This window comes from Microcoleus sp. C2D2 (assembly GCF_036702495.1).
In the GTDB taxonomy this organism is placed as follows: Bacteria; Cyanobacteriota; Cyanobacteriia; order Cyanobacteriales; family Microcoleaceae; genus Microcoleus.
The window spans coordinates 1-1,175 of the sequence record NZ_JAUBTO010000411.1 but is presented as its reverse complement, the minus strand read 5'-3'; the positions used below and the strand labels follow the sequence as shown (position 1 = coordinate 1,175).

At 39.1% G+C, this 1,175-nt stretch carries 1 pseudogene; it reads left to right on the top strand.

From position 1 onward, the window contains the following. Nucleotides 1-132: 132 nt before the first annotated feature. Nucleotides 133-1,036, top strand: a pseudogene (locus QUB61_RS39570) (IS5 family transposase); the annotation flags it as partial. Between the last annotated feature and the right edge of the window lie 139 nt (nt 1,037-1,175).

The following is a 1,175-nucleotide window of genomic DNA, read 5'->3' as shown; positions in this document are numbered from 1 at the left end:
ATGAGGACGACCAGACATTTTAATGTTCTCCTTTACTTTTTATGTAAGTTTATCATAACTTTATAAAAATGGTATAAAGTGCAAGATTGACTGGTAAAATAGGTCAAAACCCGTGCATCACCATCTACGAACGTGTACCGAAAAGTTGAGCTTGCTCTTAGTCCCCCATCCGAGTTTGAACTGCCCTTCGGGGGAAAGTTGTCAGCAGACAACCGTTGGGTAAAAATGGCATCACTCATCCCTTGGAATGAATTTGAAGCAGAATATGCTAAAAATTTCCCTACAGAAAAGGGCGCGCCAGCCAAATCTTTTCGGATGGCATTGGGGGCATTAATCATCAAAGAAAAACTGGGCATCAGCGATCGTCCAAGAGTAGAACAAATCCGCGAAAACCCATACCTACAATACTTTATCGGTCAATTAACATACAGTAATGAATTGCCATTTGACCCATCACCCCGCCGTTCACTTCCGCCAACGGATCGGTGCGAACCTAATCAATAAAGTGAACGAACGCACAATAGAAAAAATTCTAGAAACCACCCCAAGCCCACCCGAAAAAAAAAAGGATTCAGACGAAAAAAATGAATCATCAAATCGAGGAAAACTGATTGTAGATGCCACCTGCGCCCCCGCCGACATCAGCTATCCGACCGACATAGGACTATTAAATCAAGCCCGAGTTCATACCGAAAAAATCATAGACATCCTCTATAAATCCCTCAAAAATCAAATTTCCAAAAAACCCAGAACCTACCGCAAAAAAGCCAGAAAAGATTACTTAGTCATAGCCAAACAAAAACGACCTTCTCGCAACAAAAGAAGACAGGCAATTAAAAAACAATTGCAATATATCAAAAGAAATTTAGGTCATATTGAACAGCTAATAGACTCAGGTGCCTCCCTAATAAGTTTGCTCAAAAAGCAATATAAAACCTTACTAGTAGTCACAGAAGTCTATCGGCAACAGCTCTGGTTATTTGAAAACAATAAACAGAGCATATCGGACAGAATAGTAAGCTTAAGCCAACCTTATACCAATTCACTATGAAGTTGCACTTAATATAGCTTCAAGGATATAGTCCCAACCACAGAGAAATAAAACTTCTTCATTAGTGAGAGATTTGATAATTCTATTTACCTGTTCTTTGAGTTGATCTAAACTCGAATAATTT